Origin of the sequence: Flavobacterium sp. C3NV (genome assembly GCF_046825355.2) — a bacterium.
GTDB lineage: Bacteria > Bacteroidota > Bacteroidia > Flavobacteriales > Flavobacteriaceae > Flavobacterium.
This window is the reverse complement of record NZ_JBKQBJ020000001.1, coordinates 467,829-491,473: the sequence shown is the minus strand read 5'-3', so window position 1 is coordinate 491,473 and position 23,645 is coordinate 467,829. Positions and strand designations below refer to the sequence as shown.

Here is a 23,645-nt window from a genome sequence, read left to right as displayed (position 1 = left end):
GACTTTAGAAGCTCCTTTTATGCCTTAAAAAAACAACAAAGATAAGGAGGAGTTGTAATGTACAGCTGGAATAGCTCCTTAAATTAAGTATTAGGTAATTCGGTTCCGCATTCGTAACAGTATTGTGCGTTATCAAAATGTGTTTGTGCGTTGCATTTTGTGCATGTTTTTTTTCCACTAACGCTATTCATGTTTTTAAGACTGCTTTTTGCAAACTCAGCCGTCACGATTCCGGTTGGTACCGCTATAATGCCGTAACCTAAAATCATTACCAGCGATGCAACAAATTGGCCTAGAGGGGTTTGCGGTGAAATGTCTCCATAGCCCACTGTTGTTAAAGTAACTATAGTCCAGTATATACTCATCGGAATACTGGTAAATCCAGATTCTTTACCTTCAATCAGGTACATCACCGATCCGATAATTATGGTACTGATAAGTACAAAATAGATGAAAACTAGAATTTTCTCTTTGCTGGCATCTATTGCTTCTTTTAATTGAAAGGATTGATGCGAGATTTGCGGAATGTGTAATATTTTAAATAATCTTAAGAAACGCAAGGCTCTTACAATCGATAAAATACTCGCACCCGGAAAAAATATCGACAAATACATAGGCAAGACGGCAAGTAAATCTATTACTCCGTAAAAGCTAAAAATGTATTTTATAGGTTTTTGAATAGAAATAATTCTCAGAATGTATTCGATGGTAAAAAAAATAGTGATAACCCATTCGCAAATTAATAACTGATCGTGATATTTTGAACTGATACCCTGAACAGTATCGAGCATGATTAAGAGCACACTCAATAAAATCAATCCTAAAAGAACCAGATCAAACATTCGTCCTAAAATGGTATTGGTGCCATATAGAATGATTTTAATTCGTTCTCTGAAGATTTCGTATTTTGATTTTACTTTTCTCATATCGCGAAGATAATGAAAGTTTTTATTTGTTAAAAATCTAAAATTTTAAGCGATTTGCTTTTACGCATGTAATTCTGGATAATATTTTTTACATCGCGATTGTGATCCATTGGAATAAGGATATTTTTTAGAATTTCGATATTTGTAATCTGATAGTTTAAATCGTAGAAAGCATATCCCTGATAAATTCCGTTTTCGATTAATATTGCGCTTCTTTCGTTTACATTTCGGCCTCTGTCAATCAGGATCATACTTTTATTGTCGAAGCTATTTTCTGAGATGAATTGTTGTACTCTTGCATTGTATATTTCGGGAGTGATTTCTCCAATACAAGCGCCGTCGCATTCTTTTATTTTATATTGAAAACACTCTTTTTTACTTTGATACAATCCTGTGAGCTTTTGGCATAAATGGTATTTTGCAGTGAATTTGAAAAGTGCATTTTTGCCTTCTTGCAAAGTAGCAAAGGATGTAATTTCTTTTTTGCGACCATCGGCTTTTTCAAGTTTAAGATTGATGTAGCTATTAGCATCTTTTTCAGGATACAAGGCATATTGAAAAATCGTTTTTCGTCCGGAACGATTGTATCTCGGTCGGTTTATTTTGATTTCCTGACTTTCTTTTAATAATGCTATTAATTCGCTTCCGGTTTCATCATAAGTAATAGTGAAAACTTCGGTTTGAATTTTTTTGCTTTTGGTTGTTATTCCTGTAAAATGCTGATTGACTCTTTTTTTGATATTTTGGCTTTTGCCAATATAAATTAGGGTTCCTCCTTCGTTATAAATATAATAAACACCTGTTTTAGTTGGCATTTGAGATAAAAGATCGAAAAATTTTGGTGCTATACCTTTTTCTACTTCTAGTTTTATAAAGTCTTTTACGATTGTTTTTTCTACATCTTTTTCAAGAAGCATTTTAAATAACTTGGTGGTTGCCATGGCGTCTCCGCTGGCGCGATGTCTGTCGGCCATTGGAATTCCAAGTGCGCGAACGAGTTTTCCTAAACTATAAGAAGGTTGTTCGGGGATTAATTTTTTAGCCAATTCAACCGTACAAAGTGTTCTGGCTTCGAAATCATAGCCTAAACGTCTGAATTCGGTACGAAGGATTCTATAATCGAAAGAGGCGTTGTGAGCAACAATAATACAATCTGAAGTAATTTCGATGATTCTTTTGGCAACTTCAAAAAACTTAGGAGCAGAACGCAACATAGCATTATTGATCCCGGTTAATTTCACCACAAAAGGCTGAATCGGAATTTCGGGATTAACAAGGCTAATGAACTGGTCGACTACTTCGTGGCCATCAAATTTATAAATGGCGATTTCAGTAATTCCTTCTTCGTTAAACTGGCCTCCAGTGGTTTCTATGTCTAGTATTGCGTACAAATTCAGTATTCAGTCTCAGTTTTTAGTATTCAGTTTGCTTGTAGGTGTGCACCGCAGTGCGTCTTATGGATCTGTGGTTTTTGAAAAATCAACGACCTCCAAAAATGCTGCTTCCAATTCTAACCATTGTGCTTCCGCATTCTATGGCTAGTTTATAATCTCCAGACATTCCCATTGAAATGGTATTCAGATTGCAGTTTTCAGATTTCAATGATTTTATGGAATCAAAAATCGATTTTAAATGTGTAAATTCTTTTTTAATCTGGTTTTGGTCTTCTGTAAATGTTGCCATTCCCATTAATCCTAAGATACGAATATTTTTCATCTCTTTGAATTCTGATGAAGATAATAATTCGTTTAATTCGTTTTCGTCTAAACCAAATTTGGATTCTTCTTCGGCAATGTATATTTGAAGCAAACAATCGATAGTTCTATTGTTTTTTAAAGCGTGTTTGTTGATTTCCTGTAATAATTTTAAACTATCAACACCGTGAACCAAACTCACAAATGGTGCCATAAATTTAACTTTATTAGACTGAACATGACCAATCATGTGCCATTGAATGTCTTTTGGCATTTCTTCGTACTTATCGGCCATTTCCTGGATTTTGTTTTCTCCAAAAATGCGCTGACCGGCTTCGTAAGCTTCCATTAAATCAGGAACAGGTTTGGTCTTTGAAACAGCAACTAATGTTACATGTTCAGGTAAACTTGCTTTGATTGTATTTAAATTCGATTGTATCGACATTGTGTTTGTTTTTTACAAAAATTGCTTAGAGATTTTCTCTGCTTTTTTACTTTCACTGTAATCGTAAAAACCTTCGCCGGATTTTACTCCTAATTTTCCGGCTCTAACCATATTAACTAATAGTGGGCAAGGAGCGTATTTAGGATTTTTGAAACCTTCGTACATAACGTTTAATATCGCAAGGCAAACGTCAAGACCAATAAAATCAGCTAATTGAAGTGGTCCCATTGGGTGTCCCATTCCTAATTTCATTACGGTATCAATTTCGTAAACACCGGCAACTTTATTGTATAACGTTTCGATTGCCTCGTTTAGCATAGGCATCAGGATTCTGTTTGCCACAAAACCCGGATAATCGTTTACTTCGACAGGCGTTTTTCCTAATTTTTCAGATAAATCCATGATGATTTTAGTGACTTCATCGCTGGTATTGTAACCGCGAATGATTTCGACTAATTTCATAATTGGCACCGGATTCATAAAATGCATTCCGATAACGCGTTCAGGATGTGCAACTACGGCTCCAATTTGTGTTATTGAAATCGAAGAAGTATTGGTTGCTAAAATAGTATTATGAGAACAAGCTTCGTTTAATTGTTTGAAGATGTTTAGTTTTAATTCTACATTTTCTGTAGCAGCTTCGACTACTAAATCAACGCCAACAACACCATCCTTAATATCAGTATACGTAATAATATTAGTGATAGTTTTAGCAACATCTTCCTGAGTTATGGTTCCTTTAGACAACATTCGATCTAAGTTTGCGGCAATAGTTGCCATTCCTTTGTCTAATGATTTCTCAGAAACGTCAATTAGTTTTACAGTAAAACCACTTTGTGCAAATGTATGAGCAATTCCGTTACCCATTGTTCCTGCACCAATTACAGCTATAGTTTTCATTTTATCTTAGATATTATATTTATGATTTAGCCACGAATTCACCAAATGGTTCGTGAATTCGTGGCTAATTTTATTTTTTAAACTTTCAATTATTTATTGAAACAATCAATTATTTGATACGCTACTCTCAAAGCATCAGTTGCTTGTTCAAGTGTTACAACCGGAGTAGTATTTGTTTTTATGGCGTTTGCAAACGATTCTAATTCGTCAAGAATGGCATTGTTTTGCTCGACATCAGGATTAGTAAAATAGATTTGTTTTTTTACGCCTTCGGCATTTTGCAGAATCATATCAAAATCTCCTGGAATTTCCGGTGCATCTTTCATACGGACTACTTCGCATTTTTTCTCCAGAAAGTCTACAGAAATATAAGCATCTTTCTGAAAGAAACGTGTTTTACGCATATTTTTCAAAGAAATTCTGCTTGCTGTTAAGTTTGCTACACATCCGTTTTCGAACTCAATTCTGGCATTGGCAATATCCGGAGTATCACTAATAACCGAAACGCCACTTGCATGAATGTCTTTTACTTTTGAGTTTACTACGCTTAAGATCGCATCAATATCGTGAATCATTAAATCCAGAACTACAGGAACATCTGTACCACGCGGATTAAATTCTGCCAAACGGTGCGTTTCTATAAACATTGGATTTTCGATCATGTTTTTTGTAGCAATAAACGCTGGATTAAAGCGCTCAACATGACCCACCTGACCTTTTACGTTGTATTCTTTGGCTAAAGCGATAATTTCTTCGGCTTCTGCAACGGTATTGGCAATTGGTTTTTCTATAAAGATGTGTTTTCCTGATTTAATGGCTACCTTAGCACATTTATAATGAGAAAGTGTTGGGGTTACAATATCAATGACATCCACAGCGTGGATTAATTTTGCAATAGTACTGAAGTTTTTATAGCCAAATTCTTTTGATATTCGTTCGGCATTTTCTTGATTTTCATCGTAAAATCCAACTAATTCGTATTTGTCAGATTGTTGTAATAAGCGTAAATGTATTTTACCAAGATGACCAGCACCTAAAACTCCTACTTTTAACATGAGAATGTATTTTAAACAAAAATATAATTTATTTGTTGAAAGTAAAAGTGAATGCAATAAAGATTTAGCGATTTAATAATTAAAAATCAATATTTGATTTCCTATTTACTTTCTTATTTTTGCAAAAATTAAACCTACCTATTTTGAAAGACACTGCCAAACATCAAGGACTTCGTAATCAATTAGTAAGCACTTTAGAACAAAAAGGAATTACCGATAGAGCAGTTTTGGATGCGATAAAAAAAATCCCAAGACACCTTTTTTTGAATTCAAGTTTTGAAGATTACGCTTATCAGGATAAGGCTTTTCCTATAGGAGCCGGGCAAACTATTTCGCAGCCGTACACCGTTGCGTTTCAATCGCAATTATTGGAAGTTAAAAAAGAGCATAAAATTCTTGAAATTGGTACCGGTTCAGGTTATCAAACTGCTGTTTTATGTATGCTAGGAGCCAAAGTTTTTAGTGTAGAAAGACAAAATGAATTGTTTAAAACAACTTCAAATTTATTTCCAAAATTAAACATTCGCCCCAAACATTTATCTTTTGGTGATGGTTACAAAGGCTTACCAAGTTACGCACCGTTTGATAGTATTATTGTTACGGCGGGTGCTCCGTTTATTCCTCAGCCTTTAATGGCACAATTAAAAATAGGAGGAAGGCTTGTAATTCCGCTAGGAGAAGACGTTCAGATTATGACTTTATTGATTCGAAAGAATGAAACCCAATTCGAAAAACATGAGTTTGGAGAGTTTCGATTTGTTCCTTTATTAGAAGATAAAAATTAAAGAAAAAGCCCATTGAGTTGGGCTTTTTTATTTAGAAACCAATTCTATTGCCCGAAGTAAATTGGTTTTTTCAATTTGAAGTATAAAATTAATAAAAAGTGATTTATCATTTTTGTTTTGACATTCTTCTAAAATTGATAAATAATGGTCTTTGCTTTCTTGGATTGTTGCAAAAACATAATCGTGTTGAAGTAATATCCAATTCATTAATAAATTTGCTATTTGCATATTTCCCTTTTCAAAAGGACTAATAGCTATAATTTTTAAATGTACTTCAGAAGCTAAAAGTATGGGGTGCAAGTTGTTTTTATTTGTTTCATACCAATTAAAAAATAAATTCATTTCACGAGGGATTAATGAATTGTTTTTATATTTTCCTGAGTTTTCAGCTTGAATTCCTCTAAAAACTAAATTGTGAATTGTTAGAAATTCTTTTTCGTTTATTGCTGCTTTTTTTTGATTTAAGTCTTGAATGTAAGCTATAGTTTCATGAAGATTAACAGCTTCAAGATGTTCATGCATACTTTTTCCTGCAATTGTAAGTCCTTCATTGATTACAGATTTTGTTTCCTGAAAAGTTAATGAGTTTCTGTTTAAGCGATTGCTTTCAGAAATAAATTCTAATTCCAATATTTTAGAAATTCGACGTAAGTCAAAGTGCTGAAAAGATTTTATTTGTTTTTTCAAAATTTCAATTTCGTCCAAAATAATTTGTAGACTTGATAAAACAGCTGAATTGATGAATTTTTTCTTATTTTGAATTTCTTGCTCAGCGAGTAATAATGCCTTTAAAGCAAATTCTTCCTCTCCAATTTCATATAGAATTTTTTCCTTGAGCCAGGCAATCATTATAGTTTCATGATCAATTTCTAATAGTTGAGATAGTTTTGATATTTGATTTTTAGTTGGTCTTCTGGTTCCGCTTTCAAATTTACTTATTAATGCCTGATCAATACCCAGGATTTGCGCCACTTCTCTGGTCTTTAATCCTTTTAGTTCTCTTGCATTTTTAAGAAGTGTTTTCATATTTGTAAAAATGTTTTAAATTGTCTTGACAGAATTAGTCATTTTATTAGTAATAAAAAAAGCAATATTAAATATTGCTTTTCTAAAATTATATTTTACTTTTTGGAGGAAGAGATCCGTCTTTTCTCATTTCCTGAACTACAGTCTGCATAATAGCATCAACCGTTTGACCTAAATCAGTAACATAATCTGATTTTGTCGTTCCTGTCCAGATTAATTTATTTTCTTTTAATGAAAAAACATTCGTTTCTACCATATAAGATGTAGTTTCCTGATAGTATCCCGGGTCATAAAAGTTAGGAGAGTACATTCCGTACCAGTTTGCAAAACCGTAACCATACATACCGGTATACATGCCGTCGAAGCCGCCGTAGTACATACCTGTGTAAGTTCCGGGAACATAAGTTGTTTCTTTTTCTTTGCTTACTAAACGCAATGTAATAACGCCATCAAAATTCTCATCTTGCAATATTTTTAATTTTTGCTCCTGAGTAAGATTTTTAGTTGTTTCGTTTAAGTACTGATAAGAAGTTTTGAAAATTTCATTACTGGCAGCAATTCTGTTTTCAGTAACTCTTCGCGAAGCTTCGTCTTTTAGTAAAGCTACAACCAGAACTTTTTTGAAATTTTCCTGTGCGACTGTTATTTTTGGATCTCTCCAGCTATTTACAATAGAAGTATTGCTACCACAACCTGAAAGAGCAAGAACAGCGATTATTAAAAATAAGTATTTTTTCATATTACAATTTTTTATAATGATTGTAGTAAAAATACGTATAAAATAAAAGCAAACCCTTCTTGCAATTAAAAATATATTTTAATTATAAGCTTTTTTTATTCGGTCTAAGTCGCGTTTGGTATCTTGTTCTTTTAGCGATTCGCGTTTATCGTAGTTTTTCTTTCCTTTACAAAGACCAATTTGCAATTTTGCAAGTCCCTTTTCGTTGGTAAATAATTTTAAAGGAACAATGGTAAGACCCTTTGCCTGAACGCTTTTATAAAGACTTTTTAATTCTTTTTTGTTCAAAAGCAATTTTCTTTCGCTTCTTGCTTTATGGTTAAACTGATTTCCGAATGTGTATTCTTCGATATAAGTATTGATCGCAAAAAGCTCCAGATTACTAAATTCACAAAAACTTTCGGTGATATTTGCTTTTCCTAATCGTATCGATTTAATTTCAGTTCCAGATAAAACAATTCCAGCAGTATAGGTATCGATTATCTCATAATCAAATCGAGCTCTTTTATTAAGTATATTGACTGTTTTTAACATAGGATGACAAATTTAGTAACAAATAAATGAAACAGCAATTGTTTTTGCATAAATGATATAAATTTGCATCATGGAAAAACAACAATCAAAAGATCCGTTACACGGAATCACTCTTCAAAAAATAGTAGAAGCTTTAGTAGATCATTATGGTTTTGATACTTTGGCAGAAATAATTCCGATAAAATGTTTTACTTCAAATCCAAGTGTAAAATCTAGTTTGACTTTTTTAAGAAAAACCGACTGGGCCAGAAAGAAAGTAGAAGATTTATATGTAAAATCTCTGCCTAAATTTGCAAAGTAATTACAATTTATAAGAGATCATAACACCACCGCGGTATGGTAACCATTCGCCGCTTTTATTCCAGTTTGGAGCTTTTTCGTATCTTCCCGGAGTTCCATCGTTGTAATATCCGTGATAGAATCCTTGGTGCCATCCACCTCCAGCAAAAATATCCAACACAAATTTATCGCTTAGTTTAAGATTATATCCTACAGTAATACCTAAGCGGTAGCCAAACCCATGTTCGTACTTATTAGTATCCCAGTAATTCCATTTTTGTAGTTCGTAAACATCCGGACCAGCATGAGCACCTACATAAAATCCGTTATACTTTTCTTTAAAATGGTAACGAACTTCAGGAGTTAATGTGTAAAATTTCATTGGACTATGCCCATTAAAAGATTCCCAGAATGAAGCCATTACATCAACACTAAAAGTCATTTTTTCTCCTATACTGGTCTCGATACCCACATTAGGTATTGCAACTATAGCAGTCGCAGCATTGAATTTAATAAAAGTTTGACTTTGAGACTGAATCGAAAAGAAAAGAACAATTAGGGTTAAGATTTTTTTCATAAAATGGGTTTTGTGGTATTATAACAAGCCTTTATTGCTTATTTTGCGTGCAAATATAACGCAAACCATTAATGACTATTATAATTTAACAGGAATATTTTTTTAAATAATTAAGCTGAATTATTTAGGTTCTAGTAATGAGTATATTACACTATCGAGAAAACGTCCTTCATAAAATTCGCTTTCTTTTAAATGCGCTTCTTTAACAAAACCACATTTTTGTAAGACTTTTTCAGATGCATAATTCTCAGGATCAATTACAGCTTCTATTGAGTGTAATTTTAGATCCTCAAATCCATAAGTAATTAATCTATTTACAGCTTCAGGAATAATTCCTTTTCCATGAAATTCAGGAAGTAAAATATATCCAATTTCAGCGCGATAATTTTGGGGCTGCATTCTGTAATAGCCTATAATCCCCAGCAATTTTGAACTACCTTTTAATGTAATTCCCCAATTGATTCCCACATTTGTTTCGATTTTTTCTTCGATCATAGCAATATGTTCCAAAGCATCTTCATTGTTTTTTACCAATGGACGCGGAATATATTTCATGGTTTCGGGATTCGAACGTAATTCGAAAACTTCATTTACATCATCGTTTGTTATTCTTCTTAAAAGCAAACGTTCTGTTTCTATAACAGGAAATGGATTGAAATTAAATTCTAACATTTTTCTTGAATTATAATATTGTAATACTAAATTTTGAATGGAAAGTTTTATTCGCATCCAAAACCAAAATTCCTTCTTTTTCGAATAAATCTCCTGAATTTTCGGCAGTATCCGAATAACCTAACCAAGGTTCAATACAAATAAAAGGAGCTTGTTCTTTGGTCCAAAGTCCTAAACTTGGAAAATCTTCAAAATCAACTTTTAAATACGGTTTTGAGTTTTCAAGAATCGTTAATGATTTTGATTCTAATGTTTTAAAAATCAAAGCATCGTTTTCGAATAAACTATAATTTAAAGGAATGATATTACGAGTAGTTTCCAGAACTTTAGTTTTATTAGAAATTAAATCATTCTCTAAAAGATAATATTTTAAAGTCTCTTCTTTTTCAAATTCAAAAGCATAGTTTTCGAAATTTTCAGGTAGCGCTATTGCAGGATGCGCTCCAATAGAGAAAGGCATTTTTTTATCACTTTTATTAATTACCTTATATTCTATGTCTAACGAAGCATCTTTGATTGTGTAAATAAGCTGCAATTCAAATTTGAAAGGATATTTCTTAAGTGTTTCTGTTGTCGATGCTAACGAAAAAGTTGCACTGTTTTCTGTTTTATGAATAAGTTGAAACTCCATATCACGCGCAAAACCGTGTCTTGGTAATTGATATTCTTTTCCGTCAATGGTATAAGTATTATTTTTTAAAGTTCCCACAATTGGGAAAAGAATAGGAGAGTGCTTTCCCCAAAAATCAGGATTGCCTTCCCAGATATACTCTTTATTGTCATTGTTTTTTATCGAAAATAATTCGGCTCCGGCATGTTTTATGGATACGCTTAATGTTGAATTTGAAATAGTTGTATTCAAAGTATATAGTATTGAAATGAATGAATTTTATAGTGATGTAAATATATTTTATAAATTTTAGTTTTTCAGGAAAATGCCTCAAATTATTTTTTTAATAAAATTTTGCTAAAATTCAATTTAAGCTTCGTGTTTTCTCTGTAAATAGCTTTTTTTTTCATTAATTTGCTACATAAACAGCTAAAAAATATGAAAATACAATCTTCAAGAGCCTTATTAACCATGGCTTTGTTTGTTGGGATTTCTTCTGTTTGGGCACAACAAAAGCCTGCAACAACAGCAGTAACTCCAGTTAATAATTATAGTTATCATGATGCATTTGCACCGCATTTTTATACTAAAAACGGGACTTCAACTCGTTCTGCAAGTGGTCAGCCGGGAGTCGAGTACTGGCAAAACAGAGCCGATTATCAGATTACGGCAAAACTAAATGCCACTACAAATGAAATTATTGGTACAGATGAAATTACTTATACCAATAATAGTCCTGATAAATTAGGTTTTTTATGGTTGAATTTAGATCAAAATTTATTCAAAGAAGATTCAAGAGGAAATGCGGTTGTGCCTTTAACAGGAAGTCGTAACGGAGCTCAGGGTCAGGTTTTTGAAGGAGGAAATAAAATCAAGTCGGTTAGAGTAATTTCTGTTGGAAAGAAAAAAACGGATATTGAAGCAAAATATGTAGTTACAGACACCAGAATGCAAATATTTCTTCCAGAAGAATTAGCATCAAAAGGAGGTACTGTAAAAGTTAAAATCGAATTTGCATTCACAGCTCCTTTTGAAGGGTCAGACAGAATGGGAGTTCTAGAAACTAAAAATGGTAAAATTTTTACCATTGCTCAATGGTATCCGCGTATGTGTGTGTACGATGATGTAAGAGGCTGGAACACACATCCGTATTTAGGAGCTTCTGAGTTTTACTTAGAATATGGTAATTTTGATGTAAAACTTACGGTACCTGCCAATCATTATGTTGTAGGTTCAGGAGAATTGATAAATGGGGCAGAAGTATTGTCGGCAGAAGTATTTAAACGTTATAAAGAAGCTGGTCAAAGTGATAAAACAGTTACAATTCGTTCTGCCGAAGAAGTTGCTGCAACAGCAACAGCAAATGCTACGGGTGAAAAAACATGGCATTATCAAATTAAAAATGCTCGTGATTTCTCTTGGGCATCATCTCCTGCTTTTGTTTTAGACGGAGCAAAAATCAATTTGCCAAGTGGTAAAAAATCATTGGCTTTATCTGCTTATCCGGTAGAAAGTGCTGGACAAGGAGCTTACGGACGTTCTACAGAATATGTAAAAGCAGCGATAGAACATTACTCTAAAACATGGTTTGAATATCCTTATCCGGCAGCGACAAATGTGGCAGGAAATGAGGGCGGAATGGAATATCCTGGAATTGTTTTTTGCAGCTGGGAATCAAAAGGTCAGGATTTATGGGGAGTTACAGATCATGAATTTGGTCATATCTGGTTTCCTATGATTGTAGGTTCAAACGAAAGATTATTTGGCTGGATGGATGAAGGTTTTAATACTTTTATTAATTCGCTAAGTACTGCCGATTTTAATAAAGGAGAATATGTAGAAGAACCTACAGATTTGCATAAATCAGCAGAATCATTTACCAGACCTGCTTTAGAAACGATCATGAGTTCGCCTGATAATATGAAAGAAGCTAATATTGGGATGTTATGCTACTTTAAACCAAGCTCAGGATTGGTAATATTGAGAGAACAAATATTAGGAAAAGAGCGTTTTGATACTGCTTTCCGTACATATATCGAGCGTTGGGCTTACAAACATCCTCAACCGGATGACTTTTTCAGATCTATGGAAAATGTAGCTGGTGAAGATTTAAGCTGGTTCTGGAGAAGCTGGTTCGTAAACAACTGGCGTTTCGATCAGGGAATTAATTCGATTAAATATGTAAAAAATGATCCTTCAAAAGGAGTAGTTATTACAGTAGAGAATTTTGATAAAATGCCAATGCCTGTTATTTTAGATGTAAAAACAAAAAGCGGGAAAGTGACAAGAGTTAAATTGCCTGTAGAGATCTGGCAGCGTAACACTGTTTGGAGTTTCAAGCATAACTCTACAGAAGAAATCGAAAGTATTACCCTTGATCCTGATCATGTTTTTCCTGATAATAATGAATCTAATAATGTGTGGACGTCGGGAAACGGTAAAGTAGAGAAGGATGTAATTTTAGATGGTTATTTAGGAACCTATTCAACTACCAGAGCGCCTTTGAAAATTGATTTTACTGAGAAGAACAGCACATTAAATGTTGAAATTACAAACTTTCCTAAGTTTACTGTCGCTCCTGTAGAAAACGAAAAAGATACATTTCAATCTACAAGTGCCGGATTAAAATTTAAATTTAATGAAGCCAAAACAGGTTTCGATATGATTATTTTAGGTAACGGAGAAATAATTCCGTTTACAAAAAAGTAAGATCATAAAATATAAAGTTTTTAAAACCCGATAGTTATTACTAACTATTGGGTTTTTTGTTTTGTTTCAGGTTTCAAGTTTCAATTTTTGGATTGTAAAAAAAAACTCAGCACCTTAGCAACTCAGAATCTTAGTGTCTTTAAAAAAAAACAACATAACATTAAAAAAATGTTAGAATTTTAATTTTTTGTTTTGGAAATAAAAAAATAGTGTACTTTTGCACCGATGAATAAAATAAGTTTACATATAACTTCTTTGTCACGGACAAACACACCTGTAACTTCTCCCGAAGTACGGATACTATCTCTATAGTATTCACAGAGTTTTTCGCCGCGTATTTATTTATATTCATTTTTCATTTTGAAATCACAACATTTGTCCATTGGACAAACATATCCTAAAAGTATATATAGTTTTTTGAATTTTCTTAATCAAGTTTTTGATTTTGAGAATGTTACTTCTATTATGTCTATTTTTGTCGGACTGATTTCCGGATTTCAAACTAAACAATACGTTTTAATTTTTAACTCTAACTTCAACTATTGAAATGAAAATCTCTATTGTTGTTACTCAGGAAGAACACTTCAAATTCGCACAGGAAATTTGCGATACAATAGAATCATCTGCCTTGTTAAGAGGTACAGGGATTGCTAAAAGAACTCCTGAATACATTCAGAAAAAAATGTCGAACGGTGATGCGATGATTGCTTTGGCAGATGGAAAATTTGCAGGTTTTTGTTATATCGAAAGTTGGCAACACGGAAAATTCGTGGCCCATTCCGGCTTAATTGTACATCCGGATTACAGAAGTTTAGGTTTGGCGAAAAAAATCAAATCAAAAGTATTTGATTATTCTCTAAAAAGATACCCCGACGCTAAGATATTTGGTATTACAACAGGTTTGGCTGTAATGAAAATCAACTCTGATTTAGGATATAAACCAGTGCCTTTCTCTGAACTTACAACAGATCCAAGTTTTTGGTCAGGATGTAAAACCTGTACCAATTATGAAATTCTAAAAAGCAAAGAAAACAAAATGTGTCTTTGTACCGGAATGTTGTATGATCCAAAAGAAAAACAAAAAGATCCGCCAAGACATCCTTTTAATGAGGCTGTTTTAAGCAGATTGAAAAAAATAAAACAAGCTTTATTCTTAAATAAAATACTGTCTTTCGGTTTTTTATCTTAAGAATAAAATTAAAAAAGAAATCTCAAACTTGCTACATACGAAAGTATTAGCCTAAATTATAAAAAATGAAAAAAGTTGTATTAGCTTATAGTGGAGGATTAGATACCTCGTATTGTTTGAAATATTTAAAAAATGAAAAAGGATACGAAGTTCACACCGTACTTGTAGATACAGGAGGATTTGATGCTGAAGAATTATCAGCAATCGAAAAAAGAGCTTACGAATTAGGAAGCGCGCAACACGCCAACCTAACCATCGTAGACAAATATTATGATAAAGCAATAAAATATTTGATTTTCGGAAACGTATTAAAAAACAATACTTATCCATTATCAGTAAGTGCAGAGCGTGTTTTTCAGGCAATTGAAGCCATTAAATATGCTAAAAAAGTAGGAGCGAGCGCCATCGCACACGGAAGTACAGGTGCAGGAAATGACCAGATTCGTTTTGATTTGATTTTCCAAACCATCGCTCCGGAAATTGAAATCATCACTCCAATTAGAGATTTAAAATTATCAAGACAAGAAGAAGTTGATTATTTGTCTAAAAACGGAGTTCACTATTCTTGGGAAAAAGCACAATATTCAATCAATAAAGGACTTTGGGGAACAAGTGTAGGAGGAAAAGAAACCCTTACCTCAAGCCAGCCATTGCCTGGTGACGCTTATCCGTCACAATTGAAAAAAGAAGGAGAAGAAAAAGTTAGATTACATTTTGAGCAAGGAGAATTAGTTGGAATAAACGGTCAATTAGACAAACCATCAAATAATATTGTAGCTCTTGAAAAATTGGCAAATGCCTTTGCAATTGGTAGAGATATTCACGTAGGTGATACTATTATTGGTATTAAAGGAAGAGTTGGTTTTGAGGCTGCTGCACCATTAATTATCATCAAAGCGCACCATTTATTAGAGAAACACACACTTGGTAAATGGCAACAATACTGGAAAGATCAATTAGGAAACTGGTACGGAATCTTATTTCACGAAGGTCAGTTTTTAGATCCTGTAATGAGAAATATTGAGACATTCTTGCAAGACACACAAAAAACAGTAAATGGAGTTGTAACCGTTTCTCTAAAACCATATCATTTTTCGCTTGACGGAATTGAATCAGATAATGATTTAATGAATACTGGTTTTGGTCAGTACGGAGAAATGAACAATGCATGGACTTCTGACGATGCAAAAGGATTTATTAAGATTTTAGGAAATGCACAAAACATATTTTCATCTGTAAATCATTTAGATCATGATTAATTTCTGATGATTTATTCAAAAAAATAAAACTTAATTTTTATGAAAACAAAAGTATTTTTTTTACTTCCAATGTTTCTGCTATTTCTTGGTTGTTCAAGTGATAGCGATACGCCGGAAAAGGAAACTTTAAAACCGGTTACGTATGAAGTTTTGTTATTTGAATTTACAGCTGACACAGGTAATAATTCATCTCGATTACATTATGAAATAAAATATACTAACCCCAATGATGTTGCTGTAAAAGGAACATCAAGCGTAACTGCCAATTATAACGGATTGATATTAACTCCTATTAAACGAGTTTCTGTTTCTCCATATACTGAAATTGGTGCAAATTCTACTTATACAGAAGTTTATAATGTTGAATCTCCACATGAAACACAATCATTAAGTCCTGAGCAGATAAAGACATATTACATAAAGTTTGTATCCGCAGAATTTGTTTTTGCTATTGATTAAAAAAACTAGGAGATTAGACAATTTTTTAAAGTTTTCTAATCTAAAAACACAAAAGATATTAAGAATCGAATTCGATTTAACAACATATCTAAAAAAATAAAAATTATGATTAATATCGGAATAATTGGTGGTTCGGGCTACACGGCCGGAGAATTGATCAGAATATTAATGTATCATCCCAATGTAAACATCGATTTTGTTTACAGTACGACAAATGCAGGGAAACCGCTTTCTGTGGCGCACCACGATTTGATGGGAGATATTGAAATGAATTTTACTGATGTGGTGAATCCGAATGTGAATGTTGTTTTTTTATGTTTGGGTCACGGAAAATCTATTTCGTTTCTTGAGGAAAATAAATTTGCAAGCCATACTAAGATCATCGATTTAGGAAATGATTTCAGATTGACAAAAGACGCTGTTTTCGAAGGAAAAGAATTCGTTTACGGATTGCCTGAATTGAATAAAGCAGAAATCAAAAAAGCAAATTTCATTGCAAATCCAGGTTGTTTTGCAACAGCAATTCAATTGGCTCTTTTGCCTTTGGCTAAAAATAATTTGCTTAAAAATGACGTTCATATTAATGCCACAACCGGAAGTACAGGTGCGGGCGTAAGTCTTGCTGAAACTTCTCATTTTAGTTGGAGAAACAATAATATGTCGCATTACAAAGCTTTTGAACATCAACATTTAGGCGAAATCAATCAAAATGTGAATCAATTGCAGGCAGATTATTCAGATGAATTGATTTTTGTTCCGAATAGAGGAGATTTTACAAGAGGAATTTTTGCGACTTTGTATACAGAATCTGATGAAAGTTTAGAAGATTTAGTGGCGAAATATCAGGATTTCTATAAAAATGAGCCTTTTGTAACCGTAACAACGACAAACATCAATATGAAACAAGTTGTTCAAACCAACAAATGTATCATTAGTTTATTGAAAAAAGGAAACCGGGTTTTAATAACATCAATCATTGATAACTTAACCAAAGGTGCTTCAGGACAAGCGATTCAAAACATGAATTTAATGTTCGGATTAGAAGAAACCACCGGTTTACATTTGAAACCAAGCGGATTTTAAATTGTTGTCAAAACGGTTAATCGTTGATTCGGTTAATCGATTAAACAAAAAACGGTTAAACAATTAAACTAAGAAAAAATGAATTTATTCAACGTATACCCACTTTACGATATCACTCCTGTAAAAGCAGTAGATTGCACAATTATAGACAATAACGGAGTAGAATATTTAGACTTATATAGCGGACATGGTGTAATTTCGATTGGCCATACGCAACCTGATTATGTAGCCAAATTAAAAAATCAATTAGATCATTTAGGATTTTATTCGAATGCTATTCAGAATCCTTTGCAGGTAGAATTGGCTCAGAAATTAGGTAAACTTTCAGGATTAGAAGATTACGAATTGTTTTTGTGCAGTTCAGGAGCCGAAGCAAACGAAAATGCTTTGAAATTAGCTTCTTTTCATAACGGAAAATCAAGAGTTGTAGCTTTTGATAATTCTTTCCACGGAAGAACTTCTGCAGCCGTTGCCGTTACAGACAATAAAAAAATTGTTGCGCCAATAAATGCACAACAAATAGTTACTTTTTTACCGCTGAACCAAATCGAATTAGTTGAAGCTGAATTGGCTAAAGGAGATGTTACAGCTGTAATTATCGAAGGAATTCAGGGAGTTGGAGGTTTGGATCAGGGAACAACAGAATTTTTTCAGGCTTTAGAAAAAGAATGTAAAAAACATGATGTTGTTTTGATTTTAGACGAAGTACAATCAGGATATGGAAGAAGCGGAAAGTTTTTCGCTTTTCAACATCACGGAATCAACGCTGATATTATTTCAGTTGCAAAAGGAATGGGGAATGGATTTCCGGTTGGAGCCATTTTAATCTCTCCAAAATTTGAAGCAAGTTTCGGATTATTGGGAACTACTTTCGGCGGAAGCCATTTATCTTGTGCTGCAGGAATTGCAGTTCTTGACGTAATTGAAAAACTAGATTTACAGAAAAACGTAAACGAAGTTTATGAATATTTCTTAGAACAAATAAAACAAGTTCCCGGAATTAAGCAAGTAAAAGGAAAAGGTTTAATGCTTGGGGTTGAATTTGATTTTGATGTTGGTGCTTTAAGAAAGAAACTAATCATCGAGAAACACATTTTTACAGGAAGTGCCAACAACAAAAATCTGTTAAGAATTTTACCGCCACTTACCGTAAAAAAATCAGATATTGATACCTTTATTGTAGCTTTAAAAGAAAGTTTAGAAGAGCTTCAAAATTAAATATGCTTATCCTAACAGGTTTTAAAAACCTGTTAGGTATATTATAAAGTTTCAATCAAAACGAAACTATCAAAAAAACAACCAACCAACTAGAAATTATGAATCCATTATCAATTGAAAAACGCAATCTGGTTTTGCACTCGATGGCAAAACTCGTCGAGAAGGAACGGAGTCAGATTATCTTAACCAATCAAGAAGATTTACTCGCTTATGACGGTTCAGATTTAGCAATGGAAGAACGCTTGAAAGTAGATGATAAAAAAGTCGACGAGATGATTTTATCGTTGAACCAATTGGCTTCGCAGGAAGATCCTGTTGGAGTAGAGCGTTTTCATTTTACTCATGATAATGGAATAAAAGTCATTAATAAAACGGCCGCTTTTGGTACGATTTTAATCATTTACGAATCTCGTCCGGATGTGACAATCGAAGCGGGAGGAATTGCTTTTAAATCTGGAAATAAGATTTTATTAAAAGGAGGGAAAGAAGCTTTACAATCGAATTTGAAAATTGTTGATTTATGGCATCAGGCTTTAGAAGAAAATAGAGTTTCGAAAGATTGGGTCGAGTATTTGAATTATAACCGCGCAGAAACACAGGTTTTTTTAGAAAAACCAACTCAAAAAGTCGATTTAATTGTACCAAGAGGAGGAGAAAAATTAATTGAGTTTGTAAAAGCGCACGCAACGTGCCCGGTGATAGTAAGCGGACGCGGAAATAATTTTGTATACGTTCATAAAGATGCAGATACTGATTTGGCTTTAAAAATAATTTTGAATGCTAAAATCTCAAAAATCTCTGCTTGTAACGCGGTAGATAAGGTTTTAATAGATTCTAAATTACCCAATTTTGAAGGTTTTACAGCTATCTTAATAGAAACATTAAAAGAATCTAATGTAGAAGTGATTGTTGACGAATCTTTAAAAAGTTTTGAAGACACAGAAACACTTCAGAATGAAGATATCTGGTACGAAGAATTTTTAGATTATAAAATTGTCATTGGAACCATTGATTCTGAAGAAAATGCAATCGAAAAAATAAATAAATATTGCGGAGGACATTCGGCAGTAATTATTACGAAAGATGACAAAGCAGCACAAGAATTTATGGATGCCGTTGATACCGCAGCTGTTTATCAAAATGCCTCAACCCGTTTTACCGACGGAGGACAATTTGGCTTAGGTGGAGAATTAGCGATAAGCACAGATAAATTACATCAAAGAGGACCAATTGGACTCCAACATCTCGTAACCAACAAATGGTACGTGTACGGAGAAGGACAAATACGATAATAATTTTAGATTTCTGATTTTAGATTGGGATTAAGAATTTCTGATTAAATTTTTAAAATTGGAATTTGTCCCGAGGCTTCGGGATTGGAATTTTATTAGTATAAAGCTTTGCGAACTTAGCGTTTGTAAACACAAACTATATAGAAACCTTGCGCCCTTTGCGGTAAAAAAAAAAACTTAGTGCCCTTGTGCCTTCGTGGCCAAAACAATAACAATGAAAAAAAGGATTTTATTAAAAATAGGAAGTAATACTTTAACCAAAGAAACCAACCATATTTCGCGGGGAAAGATTGAAGATATTGGTATGCAAATCGCCGCTCTCAACAAAGATTACGAATTTGTAATCGTAAGCTCAGGAGCCATTGCAGCCGCCAAACAATTTGTAAAACTCGAAAGTAAAGGCAAAGAAATTGCATTAAAACAAGCGCTAGCTTCAATAGGACAACCTCATTTAATGCGGATTTTCCATGAGAATTTCAGCGATTTAGGATTATTGACATCACAATGTTTATTGTCTTATTCAGATTTTGAGAAAGAGCAATCGAAAGTAAATATTGTCAATACAATCAATGTTTTGGTCGAGAACAATTACATTCCGATTATTAATGAAAATGATACCGTTGCCACAGATGAGATTCGGTTTGGAGATAATGATAAATTAGCGGCATTAACGGCGGTGCTGCTAAATGTTGATATTCTGATTATTGCGACCAATACAAACGGAATTTACACGAAAGATTCTATTCACGATGAAAATCCTGAAACCATAAAATTGGTAAACGATCTAAAAGTATTAGAAAAGGAAATCGGAGAATCAAAATCATCACACGGAACAGGCGGAATGCAATCCAAAATCGAAGCAGCCGGAATCGCAAAAGCGGCCAACATAGAAACCTGGATCGTAAACGGATTAAATGATAATTTTATTTTAAAGGCATTAGAAGGAGAAATTCCTTTTACGAAAATTGTGTAGAAATGTTTATTTGTTTAATCGTTAATTCGGTTAATCGATCGGGCAAATAAACAGTTAAACAAATTAACGATTAAACAAGAAAAAGACATGAATTATATTTCAATAGAAGATATCAACTCATTATCAAAATGGGTAAAAAGTGCGTTAAAAATCAAAAAGAACCCACTTAAAAATCAAGACTTAGGGAAAAACAAAACCTTAGGAATGTTATTCTTTAACCCAAGTTTAAGAACGCGTTTGAGTACTCAAAAAGCCGCTATAAACTTAGGAATGAACGTTATGGTGATGAATTTTACCAACGAAGGCTGGACATTAGAGTTCGAAGATGGAGCTATTATGAATTCAGGAGCTTCAGAACATATTAAAGAAGCAGCAGAAGTAGTTTCTCAATATTGCGATATTATCGCCATTCGTGCTTTTGCAGGTTTGGTAGACAAAGAAAAAGATTATGCCGAAACGGTAATTTCAGGATTTCTGAAACACGCAACAGTGCCAATCGTGAATATGGAAAGCGCTGTGCGTCATCCAATGCAATCTTTGGCAGACGCTATTACAATGGAAGAATACAAAACGAAACACAAACCAAAAGTAGTTTTGTCCTGGGCGCCACATCCAAAAGCGTTGCCACAAGCAGTTGCAAATTCATTTGTAGAAATGATGCAAATGCAAAAAGACATGGATTTTGTAATCACACATCCTGAAGGTTACGAATTGAGCCCGGAAATAACAAAAGACTGCAAAATCGAATACGACCAAAACAAAGCTTTCGAAAATGCCGATTTCGTTTACGTAAAAAACTGGAGCAACTTCAACGATTACGGAAAAGTAACCAATATAGATCCAAACTGGACCGTTACTGCAGAAAAAATGGCATTAACCAATAATGGAAAATTCATGCATTGCCTTCCGGTTCGTCGTAACGTAATTGTAAGCGATGAAGTTATCGACAGCGAGAATTCAATCGTAATTCAGCAAGCGAATAACAGAACATATTCGGCACAATTAGTTTTACAAAAGATTTTGAAGAAATTGTAAATAAAGGTTCTAAGGTCCTGAGTTGCTAAGATGCTAAGTTTCTTAGAACCTCAGAACCTTAGTATCTTAGAACCTTAAAAAATGGAAGTTAAAGTAATAAAAATAGGTGGAAACATCATTGACAACCCAACCGAGTTAGAACAATTCTTAACCGACTTTTCTAAGATCGAAGGCTATAAAGTTTTAGTTCACGGCGGAGGAAAATCGGCTACAAAAATGGCTCAAAGTATTGGTTTAGTACCTCAAATGATTGATGGACGAAGAATCACAGATGCTCCAATGCTTGACGTTGTCGTAATGATTTACGCCGGACAAATCAATAAAGATGTTGTGGCGCAATTACAAGCGAAAGACAACAACGCAATGGGCTTTTCAGGAGCTGACGGGAATTTGATTCAGTCAACAAAACGAAATCACCCAACAATAGATTACGGATTTGTAGGCGATGTAAAACAAGTAAATACCAAATTATTGGCAACTTTACTTGAAGCGGGAATAGTTCCTGTTTTCTGCGCCATTACACACGATAAAAACGGACAATTATTAAACACAAATGCTGATACTATTGCAAGCGAATTATCAATTGCATTGTCTGAAGTATTTGATGTTACGCTAACCTATTGTTTCGAAAAACAAGGCGTTTTGCAAGATTCAGAAGATGATTCATCTGTAATAACCGAAATCAACGAAGAATTATACAACAAACTAAAAGGAGAAAAAGTAATCCACTCCGGAATGATTCCTAAACTGGATAATTGTTTCAATAGTTTATCAAGAGGCGTTCAGAAAATCAAAATTGGACATCATAAAATGCTTCAAAACCCAGGCATTTTGCATACAACGATTACATTATAAAGATATAGCCACAGATTACAGATTGAAAGGATTAAAATCTGTGAAAATCTTTTAATCTGTGGCAAAAAAAGAGCATTGCACAAGGCATTTTAAATATTAATTTAAGAAATTTGCGCAAATTAAAATCGTCACAGATTTAATTAAAAACTTTGTGACTTCGTCCCGATAGCTATCGGGATCACGGTAAAGAAACCATAACTATGAAAAATATTGCAACGCTTACCCAGGAAGCAATTAGTTTATTAAAAAGCCTGATCGAAACCCCTTCATTTTCAAGCGAAGAAGATCAAACGGCACTTTTGATAGAAAATTGGTTCAATCAAAACGAAATTCCTTTCAATAGAGAAAACAATAATGTGTGGGCTTTCAATAAATATTTCGACGAAAATAAACCAACACTTTTACTAAATTCACACCACGATACCGTAAAACCAAATCAAGCCTATACAAACGATCCGTTTAAAGCCATCGAAAAAGACGGCAAATTATTCGGGTTAGGAAGTAATGATGCCGGAGGATGCTTAGTTTCATTATTAGCGACTTTTGTTCATTTTTACGAGAACCAAAACTTATCTCATAACCTTGTAATTGTGGCTTCTGCAGAAGAAGAAAGCAGCGGAAAAAATGGTTTAAACAGCGTTTTAAAACATTTACCTGAGTTAGATTGCGCCATTGTAGGTGAACCAACTTTAATGCAATTGGCTGTAGCTGAGAAAGGTTTGTTGGTTTTGGATGTAAAAGTAAAAGGAACAGCAAGTCACGCCGCACATCAAAACGATGATAATTCATTATACAAATCAATTCCGGTAATGGAATGGTTTAAAAACTATAAATTCGATAAAATCTCAGATGTTTTAGGTCCCGTAAAAATGACCGTAACGCAAATCAGCGCAGGAAAACAACATAATGTGGTACCATCAGAATGCGATTTGGTTGTCGATATTCGCGTAACAGATCGTTATACAAATGCCGAGATTCTTGAAACAGTAAAAGCAAACGTAAATGCCGAAGTAACTCCAAGATCCATGCATTTAAATGCGTCATCTATTCCAGTTACTCACGGTTTAGTACAAGCCGGAATCGCTTTAGGAAGAACAACTTATGGCTCGCCAACACTTTCAGACCAATCTGTTTTAAGTTGTCAGTCATTAAAACTAGGACCAGGAGAAACATTACGTTCACATTCAGCAGACGAATTTATTTTCATCAACGAAATCGAAGAAGGAGTCGACTTGTATATCAAAATACTAACCGATTTTTTTAAATTATAATTATCCTAATTTGTCCTCCTGATCGAGTCGAAAGACTTTCCTTTTTGGAATTTGGGTTTT

Annotated in this window: 24 protein-coding genes; 13 read left to right on the top strand and 11 right to left on the bottom strand. The window is 33.5% G+C overall.

Annotated features, from left to right (window positions below):
• Nucleotides 1-83: 83 nt before the first annotated feature.
• From ACIDC4_RS01975 to ACIDC4_RS01955, 5 genes are all read right to left on the bottom strand, one after another.
• The gene (locus tag ACIDC4_RS01975) at nucleotides 84-926 is read right to left on the bottom strand and encodes an ion transporter (RefSeq protein WP_412044744.1); all 843 of its coding nucleotides are present in this window, start codon (nucleotides 924-926) and stop codon (nucleotides 84-86) included.
• A 29-nt stretch (nucleotides 927-955) separates the two neighbouring features.
• A complete protein-coding gene (locus ACIDC4_RS01970; RefSeq protein ID WP_412044743.1) occupies nucleotides 956-2,317 on the bottom strand; it encodes an exonuclease domain-containing protein in 1,362 nt (453 codons plus the stop codon).
• 88 nt (nucleotides 2,318-2,405) lie between these two features.
• On the bottom strand, nucleotides 2,406-3,065 hold the full coding sequence (locus ACIDC4_RS01965; RefSeq protein ID WP_412044742.1) for a YggS family pyridoxal phosphate-dependent enzyme: 660 nt from the start codon (nucleotides 3,063-3,065) through the stop codon (nucleotides 2,406-2,408).
• Between the two features lie 12 nt (nucleotides 3,066-3,077).
• Complete coding sequence (locus tag ACIDC4_RS01960; protein ID WP_412044741.1) at nucleotides 3,078-3,965, bottom strand: 3-hydroxyacyl-CoA dehydrogenase family protein; 888 nt, start codon at nucleotides 3,963-3,965, stop codon at nucleotides 3,078-3,080.
• Nucleotides 3,966-4,054: 89 nt separating this feature from the next.
• A complete protein-coding gene (locus tag ACIDC4_RS01955; protein ID WP_412044740.1) occupies nucleotides 4,055-5,020 on the bottom strand; it encodes a Gfo/Idh/MocA family protein in 966 nt (321 codons plus the stop codon).
• A 143-nt stretch (nucleotides 5,021-5,163) separates the two neighbouring features.
• Between ACIDC4_RS01955 and ACIDC4_RS01950 the strand changes: the two genes are divergently transcribed.
• Complete coding sequence (locus ACIDC4_RS01950) at nucleotides 5,164-5,805, top strand: protein-L-isoaspartate(D-aspartate) O-methyltransferase (protein WP_041518722.1); 642 nt, start codon at nucleotides 5,164-5,166, stop codon at nucleotides 5,803-5,805.
• A gap of 27 nt (nucleotides 5,806-5,832) precedes the next feature.
• On the opposite strand, the gene ACIDC4_RS01945 is transcribed toward ACIDC4_RS01950, so the two are convergent.
• The 3 genes from ACIDC4_RS01945 to smpB form a co-directional block, all read right to left on the bottom strand.
• Nucleotides 5,833-6,831 (bottom strand): helix-turn-helix domain-containing protein, encoded by a 999-nt coding sequence (locus ACIDC4_RS01945; protein ID WP_412044739.1) that lies wholly within the window; start codon nucleotides 6,829-6,831, stop codon nucleotides 5,833-5,835.
• Between the two features lie 88 nt (nucleotides 6,832-6,919).
• Nucleotides 6,920-7,570 carry a lipoprotein gene (locus ACIDC4_RS01940; RefSeq protein ID WP_412044738.1) on the bottom strand — a complete coding sequence of 217 codons (651 nt, stop codon included), beginning with the start codon at nucleotides 7,568-7,570 and terminating at the stop codon, nucleotides 6,920-6,922.
• Between the two features lie 78 nt (nucleotides 7,571-7,648).
• Nucleotides 7,649-8,104, bottom strand: coding sequence for an SsrA-binding protein SmpB (gene smpB, locus ACIDC4_RS01935; RefSeq protein ID WP_412044737.1), 456 nt, complete (start codon nucleotides 8,102-8,104; stop codon nucleotides 7,649-7,651).
• Nucleotides 8,105-8,174: 70 nt separating this feature from the next.
• Here smpB and ACIDC4_RS01930 point away from each other — a divergent pair, with 70 nt between their 5' ends.
• Nucleotides 8,175-8,405 (top strand): VF530 family protein, encoded by a 231-nt coding sequence (locus tag ACIDC4_RS01930; protein WP_230037382.1) that lies wholly within the window; start codon nucleotides 8,175-8,177, stop codon nucleotides 8,403-8,405.
• On the opposite strand, the gene ACIDC4_RS01925 is transcribed toward ACIDC4_RS01930, so the two are convergent.
• The 3 genes from ACIDC4_RS01925 to ACIDC4_RS01915 form a co-directional block, all read right to left on the bottom strand.
• Nucleotides 8,406-8,960, bottom strand: a complete 555-nt coding sequence (locus ACIDC4_RS01925; RefSeq protein WP_412044736.1) for a DUF3575 domain-containing protein — start codon at nucleotides 8,958-8,960, stop codon at nucleotides 8,406-8,408.
• A gap of 120 nt (nucleotides 8,961-9,080) precedes the next feature.
• Nucleotides 9,081-9,632, bottom strand: a complete 552-nt coding sequence (locus ACIDC4_RS01920) for a GNAT family N-acetyltransferase (RefSeq protein WP_412044735.1) — start codon at nucleotides 9,630-9,632, stop codon at nucleotides 9,081-9,083.
• A 10-nt stretch (nucleotides 9,633-9,642) separates the two neighbouring features.
• Nucleotides 9,643-10,494: an aldose 1-epimerase family protein gene (locus tag ACIDC4_RS01915; protein ID WP_412044734.1), complete on the bottom strand. Its 852-nt coding sequence runs from the start codon at nucleotides 10,492-10,494 to the stop codon at nucleotides 9,643-9,645.
• A 186-nt stretch (nucleotides 10,495-10,680) separates the two neighbouring features.
• On the opposite strand from ACIDC4_RS01915, the gene ACIDC4_RS01910 reads away from it, so the two are divergent.
• From ACIDC4_RS01910 to ACIDC4_RS01860, 11 genes are all read left to right on the top strand, one after another.
• The gene (locus tag ACIDC4_RS01910) at nucleotides 10,681-12,951 is read left to right on the top strand and encodes a M1 family metallopeptidase (RefSeq protein WP_412044733.1); all 2,271 of its coding nucleotides are present in this window, start codon (nucleotides 10,681-10,683) and stop codon (nucleotides 12,949-12,951) included.
• A 547-nt stretch (nucleotides 12,952-13,498) separates the two neighbouring features.
• Nucleotides 13,499-14,140 carry a GNAT family N-acetyltransferase gene (locus tag ACIDC4_RS01905; protein ID WP_065449613.1) on the top strand — a complete coding sequence of 214 codons (642 nt, stop codon included), beginning with the start codon at nucleotides 13,499-13,501 and terminating at the stop codon, nucleotides 14,138-14,140.
• Between the two features lie 65 nt (nucleotides 14,141-14,205).
• Entirely contained in the window at nucleotides 14,206-15,399 is a 1,194-nt protein-coding gene (locus ACIDC4_RS01900; RefSeq protein WP_412044732.1) for an argininosuccinate synthase, read from the top strand.
• Nucleotides 15,400-15,438: 39 nt separating this feature from the next.
• Nucleotides 15,439-15,858: a hypothetical protein gene (locus ACIDC4_RS01895; protein WP_412044731.1), complete on the top strand. Its 420-nt coding sequence runs from the start codon at nucleotides 15,439-15,441 to the stop codon at nucleotides 15,856-15,858.
• Between the two features lie 105 nt (nucleotides 15,859-15,963).
• Nucleotides 15,964-16,941 (top strand): N-acetyl-gamma-glutamyl-phosphate reductase, encoded by a 978-nt coding sequence (argC, locus tag ACIDC4_RS01890; protein ID WP_412044730.1) that lies wholly within the window; start codon nucleotides 15,964-15,966, stop codon nucleotides 16,939-16,941.
• Between the two features lie 78 nt (nucleotides 16,942-17,019).
• Nucleotides 17,020-18,159, top strand: a complete 1,140-nt coding sequence (locus ACIDC4_RS01885) for an aspartate aminotransferase family protein (RefSeq protein WP_412044729.1) — start codon at nucleotides 17,020-17,022, stop codon at nucleotides 18,157-18,159.
• A gap of 68 nt (nucleotides 18,160-18,227) precedes the next feature.
• A complete protein-coding gene (locus ACIDC4_RS01880) occupies nucleotides 18,228-19,451 on the top strand; it encodes a glutamate-5-semialdehyde dehydrogenase (protein ID WP_412044784.1) in 1,224 nt (407 codons plus the stop codon).
• Between the two features lie 214 nt (nucleotides 19,452-19,665).
• On the top strand, nucleotides 19,666-20,424 hold the full coding sequence (proB, locus tag ACIDC4_RS01875; RefSeq protein WP_412044728.1) for a glutamate 5-kinase: 759 nt from the start codon (nucleotides 19,666-19,668) through the stop codon (nucleotides 20,422-20,424).
• A gap of 87 nt (nucleotides 20,425-20,511) precedes the next feature.
• Complete coding sequence (locus ACIDC4_RS01870) at nucleotides 20,512-21,459, top strand: N-acetylornithine carbamoyltransferase (protein WP_412044727.1); 948 nt, start codon at nucleotides 20,512-20,514, stop codon at nucleotides 21,457-21,459.
• Nucleotides 21,460-21,540: 81 nt separating this feature from the next.
• Complete coding sequence (gene argB, locus ACIDC4_RS01865) at nucleotides 21,541-22,314, top strand: acetylglutamate kinase (protein ID WP_412044726.1); 774 nt, start codon at nucleotides 21,541-21,543, stop codon at nucleotides 22,312-22,314.
• 200 nt (nucleotides 22,315-22,514) lie between these two features.
• Complete coding sequence (locus tag ACIDC4_RS01860) at nucleotides 22,515-23,585, top strand: M20 family metallo-hydrolase (RefSeq protein ID WP_412044725.1); 1,071 nt, start codon at nucleotides 22,515-22,517, stop codon at nucleotides 23,583-23,585.
• The last annotated feature ends 60 nt before the right edge of the window (nucleotides 23,586-23,645 follow it).

What these genes read in the sequence shown, in the direction of transcription:
- ACIDC4_RS01910 (WP_412044733.1), top strand. Translation starts at nt 10,681, where the DNA reads ATGAAAATACAATCTTCAAGAGCCTTATTAACCATGGCTTTGTTTGTT.
- smpB (WP_412044737.1), bottom strand. Translation starts at nt 8,104, where the DNA reads ATGTTAAAAACAGTCAATATACTTAATAAAAGAGCTCGATTTGATTAT.
- ACIDC4_RS01945 (WP_412044739.1), bottom strand. Translation starts at nt 6,831, where the DNA reads ATGAAAACACTTCTTAAAAATGCAAGAGAACTAAAAGGATTAAAGACC.
- ACIDC4_RS01920 (WP_412044735.1), bottom strand. Translation starts at nt 9,632, where the DNA reads ATGTTAGAATTTAATTTCAATCCATTTCCTGTTATAGAAACAGAACGT.
- proB (WP_412044728.1), top strand. Translation starts at nt 19,666, where the DNA reads ATGAAAAAAAGGATTTTATTAAAAATAGGAAGTAATACTTTAACCAAA.
- ACIDC4_RS01925 (WP_412044736.1), bottom strand. Translation starts at nt 8,960, where the DNA reads ATGAAAAAAATCTTAACCCTAATTGTTCTTTTCTTTTCGATTCAGTCT.
- argC (WP_412044730.1), top strand. Translation starts at nt 15,964, where the DNA reads ATGATTAATATCGGAATAATTGGTGGTTCGGGCTACACGGCCGGAGAA.
- ACIDC4_RS01960 (WP_412044741.1), bottom strand. Translation starts at nt 3,965, where the DNA reads ATGAAAACTATAGCTGTAATTGGTGCAGGAACAATGGGTAACGGAATT.
- ACIDC4_RS01885 (WP_412044729.1), top strand. Translation starts at nt 17,020, where the DNA reads ATGAATTTATTCAACGTATACCCACTTTACGATATCACTCCTGTAAAA.
- ACIDC4_RS01940 (WP_412044738.1), bottom strand. Translation starts at nt 7,570, where the DNA reads ATGAAAAAATACTTATTTTTAATAATCGCTGTTCTTGCTCTTTCAGGT.
- ACIDC4_RS01930 (WP_230037382.1), top strand. Translation starts at nt 8,175, where the DNA reads ATGGAAAAACAACAATCAAAAGATCCGTTACACGGAATCACTCTTCAA.
- ACIDC4_RS01860 (WP_412044725.1), top strand. Translation starts at nt 22,515, where the DNA reads ATGAAAAATATTGCAACGCTTACCCAGGAAGCAATTAGTTTATTAAAA.
- ACIDC4_RS01905 (WP_065449613.1), top strand. Translation starts at nt 13,499, where the DNA reads ATGAAAATCTCTATTGTTGTTACTCAGGAAGAACACTTCAAATTCGCA.
- ACIDC4_RS01895 (WP_412044731.1), top strand. Translation starts at nt 15,439, where the DNA reads ATGAAAACAAAAGTATTTTTTTTACTTCCAATGTTTCTGCTATTTCTT.
- ACIDC4_RS01965 (WP_412044742.1), bottom strand. Translation starts at nt 3,065, where the DNA reads ATGTCGATACAATCGAATTTAAATACAATCAAAGCAAGTTTACCTGAA.
- ACIDC4_RS01900 (WP_412044732.1), top strand. Translation starts at nt 14,206, where the DNA reads ATGAAAAAAGTTGTATTAGCTTATAGTGGAGGATTAGATACCTCGTAT.
- argB (WP_412044726.1), top strand. Translation starts at nt 21,541, where the DNA reads ATGGAAGTTAAAGTAATAAAAATAGGTGGAAACATCATTGACAACCCA.
- ACIDC4_RS01955 (WP_412044740.1), bottom strand. Translation starts at nt 5,020, where the DNA reads ATGTTAAAAGTAGGAGTTTTAGGTGCTGGTCATCTTGGTAAAATACAT.
- ACIDC4_RS01870 (WP_412044727.1), top strand. Translation starts at nt 20,512, where the DNA reads ATGAATTATATTTCAATAGAAGATATCAACTCATTATCAAAATGGGTA.
- ACIDC4_RS01975 (WP_412044744.1), bottom strand. Translation starts at nt 926, where the DNA reads ATGAGAAAAGTAAAATCAAAATACGAAATCTTCAGAGAACGAATTAAA.